The following is a 282-nucleotide window of genomic DNA, read 5'->3' on the forward strand; positions in this document are numbered from 1 at the left end:
GGCTTCGGCTTCGGCTTCGGCAATATTATCTTCTATTTGGATTGTTTCGTCTGACAAGGTTGTATCGTTTAAAGCTGATTCAGGTTTATTTTGATCCGCTAAAAATGCATTATTCAATTCTATATCTGCTGGTGATATTTGATCGATTGACTCAACCACATCATCAGCACCATCCAGCGAAGCATGTTTAGTCGTTTCTTCCTGTTCAGAAAGCTCAATTCCCTCAGGACTTGAGTCATCTACTGATAGCGTTTCTTCAGCATTTTCTGTTTCTGCAGACAC

At 40.4% G+C, this 282-nt stretch carries 1 protein-coding gene; it reads right to left on the minus strand.

The features are described 5' to 3' along the window. Nucleotides 1-282 (minus strand): hypothetical protein (locus tag B3M51_RS13380; RefSeq protein ID WP_292759880.1); only part of this gene is annotated, 282 nt, incomplete at both ends.

Origin of the sequence: Methylophaga sp. UBA2689 (genome assembly GCA_002354555.1) — a bacterium.
Taxonomy (GTDB): Bacteria; Pseudomonadota; Gammaproteobacteria; order Nitrosococcales; family Methylophagaceae; genus Methylophaga.